Here is a 7605-nt window from a genome sequence, read left to right on the forward strand (position 1 = left end):
TCTTTCTCTATTCCACGACAACCACTCGGCGCCCGGATCTCAACGGAGAGAATCTATGAGCTCGATTACGTCCACGCTCGCCCCGTCCCTGCCGGAAGGCTATGTCGAAGAACGGGATCGGCCGCCGGTCCCCGACGTCGCCATCCTCGACCGACTGACCGCCGACGCCTTCGACCTGCACGTCGACATCGCCGGAACCGGTGAGAACCCGCAATTCCGGGTCACGCTCTACAGCGGAGGGGCGACCGTGTCGCTCGAGCGGGTGCTCCGCCTTCTCGGCAGTCTCGACCTCGAGGTCGTCGACCAGCGGACGTCCGTCTTCCGCCGCGCCGACGGTCTGGTGTGCCGGCTCTACGACTTCAGGGTGTCCGCGGGACCGCTCGTGGCATCCGCGATGGCCGCGGGATCCGTCGAACCCGGGGCCGTCGTGGAGACGTTCCGGGCGATGTGGTCGGGCCGGGCGGAGGCGGATCGGTTCAACGTGCTGGTGCTTGCCGCCGGCCTGGACTGGCGGGAGGTCGTGCTCCTGCGCGCCTACGCACGCTTCCTGCGGCAGAGCGCTCTGCCCTACGACCAGGGCCGGATCGAGGCGGTGCTGCTGTCACGTCCCGAGTTCGCCTCTGCGGTCGTGGGTCTGTTCCACGCGCACTTCGATCCGCGCGGGCATTCCGCCGGTGAGGTCGAAACCCGCCGGACCAGAGTCGAATCACTGCTCGAAGAGGTCGAGGGCCTCGACGCCGACCGGATCCTGCGCGCGTACGTGAATCTCGTTTCGGCGACGACCCGCACCAACTTCTACCGGGACGGGACGCTCGGCCCGCCCCGGCCCCAGTTGTCGCTGAAGTTCCGCTCCGGCGAGATCGACGAGCTTCCGCGGCCACGGCCGTTCTACGAGGTCTTCGTGTATTCACCGGACATGGAGGGTGTGCATCTGCGATACGGACCCGTCTCGCGCGGTGGCCTCCGCTGGTCCGACCGCCCCGACGACTATCGCACCGAGATCCTCGGACTCGTCAAGGCGCAGGCGGTGAAGAACGCCGTGATCGTGCCCGCAGGCGCCAAGGGCGGTTTCGTCGTGCGCAATCCGTCGTCCACCGGCCTGGACTGCTACCGGCAGTTCATCTCCGGGTTGCTCGACGTCACCGACAACCGTTCGGACACAGCAGAATCGGTGCACCCGGACGGCGTCGTCTGCCGCGACGGCGACGACCCCTACCTGGTGGTGGCGGCGGACAAGGGCACGGCCACGTTCTCCGACGCCGCCAACGAGGTGGCCCGGACATACGACTTCTGGCTCGGTGACGCGTTCGCGTCCGGTGGTTCGGTCGGCTACGACCACAAGAAGATGGGCATCACCGCGAAGGGTGCCTGGGTGAGCGTCACCCGGCATCTGGCCGAACTCGGAATCGACGTCGATCGTGACAGCTTCACGGTGGCGGGGATCGGCGACATGAGTGGCGACGTCTTCGGCAACGCCATGCTGGCGACGTCGGGGATCGGCCTGGTCGCCGCGTTCGACCACCGGCACATCTTCGTCGACCCCACTCCCGGCCGTGAGCGGGCCTGGCAGGAACGCCGCCGGTTGTTCGAGCTGCCGAGGTCGTCGTGGGCCGACTACGACCGGACTCTCATCAGTGCGGGCGGGGGTGTCTGGTCGCGGGAGAGCAAGTCGATTCCGGTGAGCAGTCAGATGCGCGCGGTGCTCGGACTGGGAGAGTCGGTGACGACGCTGACGCCGCCGGAGATGATCCGCGCCATCCTCGCAGCCCCGGTGGATCTGCTGTTCAACGGCGGCGTCGGGACGTACGTCAAGGCCTCGTCGGAGTCGCACACGGACGCGGGGGACAAGGCGAACGACAACGTCCGGATCGATGCCGGCCTGCTGCGCGCACGGGCCGTCGCCGAGGGCGGCAACCTCGGCATCACCGCACTCGCCCGCATCGAATTCGCCCGCACGGGTGGACGTGTCAACACGGACGCACTGGACAACTCGGCCGGCGTGGACTGCTCGGACCACGAGGTGAACATCAAGATCCTGCTCGACTCGCTGCCGGTCGACCGACGGCTCGATCCGGCCCGGCGCTCGGACCTCCTCGGGACGCTCACCGACGACGTGTCGGAACTCGTCCTCATGAACAATCGCGCACAGAATCGGGTTCTCGGCGACGCCCGGTCGAACGCCCACCGGATGGTGGACGTGCACGCACGGATGGTGGGCGACCTGGTCGACAAGCGCGGCTTGGACTGCGAACTGGAGGCGCTGCCGACCGCCGACGGCTTCACCGAACTGTCGGAGGCGGGGCTCGGGTTGACCTCGCCGGAACTGGCGACCCTCCTCGCGCACGCCAAGCTGGATCTGAAGGCGGAACTGGAGGATTCGGACGTCTTCACCGACGGGTACTTCTCCGGACGGCTCGGCGCATACTTCCCGGGTGCACTGCGCTCCGTCCTCCCCGTCGACGCGCACCCCCTCCGCCAGGAGATCCTCGCCACCGAGATCGCGAACGACATCTTCGCCCGCGGCGGGCTCACGTACGCGTACCGGTTGCGCGAAGAGACGGGGGCCGGGCCCGCGGATGTGGTGCGCGCGTTCGTCATCACGTCGGAAGTGTTCGGGCTCGCGGAACTCTGGTCCGACATCGCCGCGGCGAAACTGCCGCCGGCGACGGAGTACGAACTGGTCGTCGAGGCCCGCAGGTTGCTCGACCGGGCGTCGCGGTGGTTCCTCGCCAACCGACGCCAACCGCTGTCGGTGGACGCCGAGATCGACGACTTCCGTCGTGCCGTCCACACGCACTCCGGCGACGTCGGCGGATGGCTCCGCGGCGCCGAGGCGCTGGCGATGGAGGAAGCGCGGCGCATCTACGACGAGGCGGGCGTCGAGACGTCCATCGCCCGGCGGATCGCGGACGGCCTCTACCGGTTCAGCCTGCTCGACATCGCCGACGTCGCCCGCGAACTGGACCACGACGTCGCGGAGGTGGCGCCGCTCTATTTCGCGCTCTCCGATCACCTCGGTGTGGATCGGTGGCTGATCAAGGTGTCGGCGCTTCCGCGGGGTGAACGGTGGCACACCCTCGCCCGGGTGGCGCTGCGTGACGACCTGTACCGCTCCGTCCGGCTCCTGACCCGTGACGTGTTGTCCTCGGGTGAATCCGGAGATTCGGCGGACTCCCGGATTCTGCTGTGGGAGAAGACGAACAGCGCCCGGATCGAGCGCGCTCGCCGGACGCTGAGGGAGATCGACGCCGCGTCCACCCACGATCTCGCGTCGCTGTCGGTCGCGGCGCGCCACGTGCGTTCCATGGCCTGATGCGCTTCGCGCCTGTGAGTACTTGTTAACCGCCCGCGGTTAACAAGTACTCACAGGTGAAGCTATACGGTGCGTGCCGGGTCTGTAGCGGGGGCGTCGTCCTCGTCGTCGTCGGGCACGAAATCGGCCTCGACGGCGGACGCCGGTTCCTTCCAGACCCACGGCTGACCGTCCTGGACGACGCGCCGGTAGGCGTACAGCACGATCGACAGGGACAGGACGAAGACCCCGACGATCAGTTCCTTCGTGCTGCCGTAGCCGGTGATCGAGGCGCTGAGAGCGCCGACGACGACCATGATCGTGTCGACGACCACGAGGACGCCGGCGATGTACACCCACTGCTTGCCGAGCTTGATGGGGCGATGGGCGTCCGGTTCGTCGCGGCGCAGGTTGAGGAAGCCGGTCAGCGACAGGATGTGGCAGATCAGGTAGCCGACGATGCCGGCGACGATGACGGCGAGGGCCTCGCCGACGAACAGGATCAGGATGACGTTGACGAGCAGGTCGAGCGACATGGCCCGCCCCGGGACCTTGAAACGGTTGAGTTCACCGAGTTGCTTGATGGTGAGGCCCTCGCGGGCGCTGCCGTGGAGCACGCGTCCGCCGTCGGCGGTGGTCATGACCATCAGGAGAACAAGGCCGGCGATGAGGCAGATCGCCATCACGATGTCGCCGCCGGGGAACAGGCTCTCGAACACGGTCAGGTAGAAGGAGACGGGGTTCTCGGCGACGTCCGCCTGATCGACGAGCCCGCCGACGCCGAACGGGACCAGGATGTAGACGGCGATGACGAAGAAACCGGCCAGTCGCAACGCAATTCGGCTGTCGCGGATGGTGTCGCGGAACTCCGGCACGAACGAGGCGACCGCCTCGATGCCGTAGACCGACCAGGCGAGGACGAACATCCAGGCGATGGCGGTGCGCCATCCCGCTTCGCCGCTGGCGGCGATGTCCCAGTGCAGGTTGCTCATCGACCAGCTGTCGGACAGGAGCGGAGCGGCCGCGAAGACGACGATCGGGACCAGGACGAGGGCGCCGGTCGCGTACATGAGCCACATCGCGGGACGCATCCCGAGGACGTTCAGTCCCCAGCCCATGACCAGGACGCCGAGTGCGATGACGTGGGGCAGTCCGATGGTGGCCAGGCCCGTGGAGAACGTCCACGTCTGTTCGGGGAACCACTCGGCCTGGACCAGTTTCCCGATCTGGAGGCCGTAGATGGCCAGCGAACTGGACCACGAGAACCAGTAGCCGTAGGTCGCGAGCGGACCGACGAGGGTCGAGCGGGTCCGCCAGCCCTGATGGGCGTACATCGAGATGCCGCCGACCTTGTCGACGAACATGCTGGCCATCTCGGAGTAGATGAAATTCTGCAGGCACGCCAGGACGGCGACGGCGCCGAGGAGGACGAGCGTCGTCCAGGCGCCGATCAGGCCGATTGCGTAGCCCATGCCGACGAACAGTGCGGCCGGGATGGAGAGGCTGATGGTGAAGCCGTCCCACCACCGCAGGTTCTTCTCATAGGTGTGGTCGTCGGCGAAGGAATCGTGCAAGCTCACGGGATTCTCCAGTTCTGGGCCTTGTCGGCGCAGTGTGTGTATTCAGAATGCGGCCCTCGGTGACTCGAGTCGAGTGGGGTGGAGGCTGACGGGCCGCCGCAAGTATGTGATTCAAGACACTAACACCGCGCAATGCGTCGCACAAGGTGAAACTGACCGCGCAATGCGCATTCATCAAGGCTTAACATCCATGAAATGCAGCCTTTTGCGCCCGCAGCGCCACTGATCTCGTCGTTCTGGATAGAGTCGGTCCATGTCTCAGCACACTCTGGACGAACTGGACCGCGCGATCCTGCGGCAACTCGAGGACGACGGACGGCGAGCATTCCGGGAAATCGCCCGCAACCTGGGCTCGTCCGAGGCGACGGTACGGGCGCGCGTGAAGCGGCTGCAGGACCTGAACATCCTGCGCATCGTCGCGTTCGCCGATCCCGAACGGCTGGGCGACTCCCAGCTGGCCCTCGTGTTCCTCACCGTCGACCCGGCCCGGCACCAGGCCGTCGTGGACACGCTGACCGAGATGCCCGAGATCACGTACGTCTCGACGCTGCTGGGGCGGAGCGACATCTGCGTCGAGGTCGGCAGCGCCAACAACGCCGAACTGTGGGCCTTCCTCAATCAGTACGTCAGCGCCATCGAGGGCGTGCGCACAACGGAGACCATCTCGATCCTGAAGGTGCACAAGCTGCGGTACGGCACGCCCTCGAAGGAGTAGCCCTACTGCGCCCCGCTGAACACCGTGCGGTGCCACGCTTTCCGTGGCACTCCGGTGATGTCGCTCATGACGTGCTTGACCGTCAGGTACTCCTCGAACGAGTACGTCGACATGTCCTTGCCGAAGCCGGACGCGCCGACCCCGCCGTGCGGCATCTCGCTGACGATCGGGATGTGATCGTTGACCCACACACAACCCGCGTCGATCTCCCGTGATGCGCGCTGCGCGCGGTACAGGTTCGTCGTCCACGCCGACGCGGCGAGACCGTAGTCGGTGTCGTTGGCGCGGCGGATCGCGTCGTCGTCGCCCGAATGACGGCTCACGGTGAGCACCGGTCCGAACACCTCGTCGCGGTAGATCTCCGCATCCTCGGTGACGTCCGCGATCAGGGTGGGGAGGTAGAACGCACCGGGCAGTTCGGGGGCGGATCCGCCCGTCACGATCCGGAAACCGGCGGCGCGGGCGCGCTGCACCATGCCGTCGACCCGGTCGCGATGCGCGAGTGTGATCAGCGATCCGAGGTCGGTGTCCGGGTCGTAGGGATCGCCCACCACCACCCGTTCCATCAGTTCGGCCACACCGGCGACGAAGTCGTCGTACAGCGCGTCCGCCACGATCGCGCGGGTCGCCGCGGTGCAGTCCTGGCCGCCGTTGATCAGCGACGCCGCGACCGCGCCGTGCACTGCCGCCTCGAGATCGGCGTCGTCGAACACGACGAACGGGGCCTTGCCGCCCAGCTCGAGCTGCACGCGGGTGCCGTTCGTCGATGCCTGCGCCATCACCGTGCGGCCCACGGCGGTCGACCCGGTGAACGTCAGCACGTCGATTCCGCGGTGTCCGGCGAGCGCGGCGCCCACCTCGGCGCCGGTACCCGTCACCACGTTGAACACGCCGTCGGGCAGCCCGGATTCGGTGGCCAGCCGGGCGAGGCGGAGCGTCGTGAGGGGCGTGAGCTCGCTCGGTTTCAGCACGACCGTGCACCCTGCGGCCAACGCCGGAATCACCTTCCACACCGCCATCTGCAGCGGATAGTTCCACGGCGTGATCGACCCGACGACGCCGACGGCGTCGCGCCGGATGCTCGACGTGTGGTCGGGGGAGTACTCCGCGGCGGCCTTGCCGTCGAGATTGCGGGAGGCTCCGGCGAAGAAGTCGATGTTGTCGATGCTGCCCGGGACGTCGAACTCGCGAGCGAGCCGGATCGCCTTGCCCGTCTGCGCGACTTCTTCGCGGGCGAACAGTTCCGCGTCGCGCTCGAGCGCGCGGGCGAGGGTGGTGAGAACCGTTGCGCGCTCGGCCGGGGCGGCGCCCGACCAGCCGGGGAAGGCGGCACGTGCCGACCGGACGGCGGTGTCGACGTCCGACGCGGTCGCGAGGGTCAGCGTCGTGACGGGGGCGCCCGTCGCCGGATCGATGATGCGGTGGATGGCGCCGGAGCCCTCGGCCGGGGATCCGGAGATCCAGCAGCCGGGCACGGTGGTGGGCAGGTCGAGCGAGGTGGACGGCGGAAAAGGGACCGAGACGGTCATGAGATCACTCCAAGACGGGGGCGAGAAAAAAGATTCACCCACAGTAGAAGAGCGCACTCGTGTTGGCTACCTGTAGCCACGAATTAGGTCATCAAAACGAAATATTTCCTGCGCATTGCGTCAATAGTTATCGAGTTGCTACTTGAATTCGCGGTCAGAAGGCGTCACGATTGACGCATGCCGGATCGGACCTCGGCGTTCGACGGCCTGCCGGGGCGATCGGCCCGGATTCGGCCTCTGGCGCTGGACCGGTCCGAATTCGACTGAACCGAAACACAATTGAGGATTACGATGACTGCAGTCACCGAAAGAACCACGACCGCACTCGAACGCTCGGCCGCGCGCCATCTGTGGGGGCATTTCTCCCGGCACGGGGAGAACATCACCCCGCCGATCATCACCCGCGGCGACGGCGCCCGGATCTGGGACACGAACGGCAAGAGTTACCTCGACGGGCTGTCCGGGCTGTTCGTCGTGCAGGCCGGGCAC

The 7605-nt window shown here is 67.2% G+C and carries 4 protein-coding genes and 1 pseudogene; 3 read left to right on the forward strand and 2 right to left on the reverse strand.

Annotated features, from left to right (window positions below; all coding sequences use genetic code 11):
* The first annotated feature begins 55 nt into the window (after positions 1–55).
* A complete protein-coding gene (locus tag P3H15_RS21370; protein WP_276139089.1) occupies positions 56–3313 on the forward strand; it encodes an NAD-glutamate dehydrogenase domain-containing protein in 3258 nt (1085 codons plus the stop codon).
* 62 nt (positions 3314–3375) lie between these two features.
* Here P3H15_RS21370 and P3H15_RS21375 read toward each other — a convergent pair whose 3' ends face one another.
* Positions 3376–4872 carry an APC family permease gene (locus P3H15_RS21375; RefSeq protein ID WP_276139090.1) on the reverse strand — a complete coding sequence of 499 codons (1497 nt, stop codon included), beginning with the start codon at positions 4870–4872 and terminating at the stop codon, positions 3376–3378.
* A 253-nt stretch (positions 4873–5125) separates the two neighbouring features.
* On the opposite strand from P3H15_RS21375, the gene P3H15_RS21380 reads away from it, so the two are divergent.
* On the forward strand, positions 5126–5587 hold the full coding sequence (locus P3H15_RS21380; protein ID WP_276139091.1) for an Lrp/AsnC family transcriptional regulator: 462 nt from the start codon (positions 5126–5128) through the stop codon (positions 5585–5587).
* 2 nt (positions 5588–5589) lie between these two features.
* Here the strand turns inward: P3H15_RS21380 and P3H15_RS21385 are convergent, their stop codons facing one another.
* On the reverse strand, positions 5590–7116 hold the full coding sequence (locus tag P3H15_RS21385) for a gamma-aminobutyraldehyde dehydrogenase (protein ID WP_276139092.1): 1527 nt from the start codon (positions 7114–7116) through the stop codon (positions 5590–5592).
* A 291-nt stretch (positions 7117–7407) separates the two neighbouring features.
* On the opposite strand from P3H15_RS21385, the pseudogene P3H15_RS21390 reads away from it, so the two are divergent.
* Positions 7408–7605: pseudogene (locus P3H15_RS21390) on the forward strand (aspartate aminotransferase family protein); the annotation flags it as partial.

Origin of the sequence: Rhodococcus sp. T2V (assembly GCF_029269925.1) — a bacterium.
Taxonomy (GTDB): Bacteria; Actinomycetota; Actinomycetes; order Mycobacteriales; family Mycobacteriaceae; genus Rhodococcus_F; species Rhodococcus_F koreensis.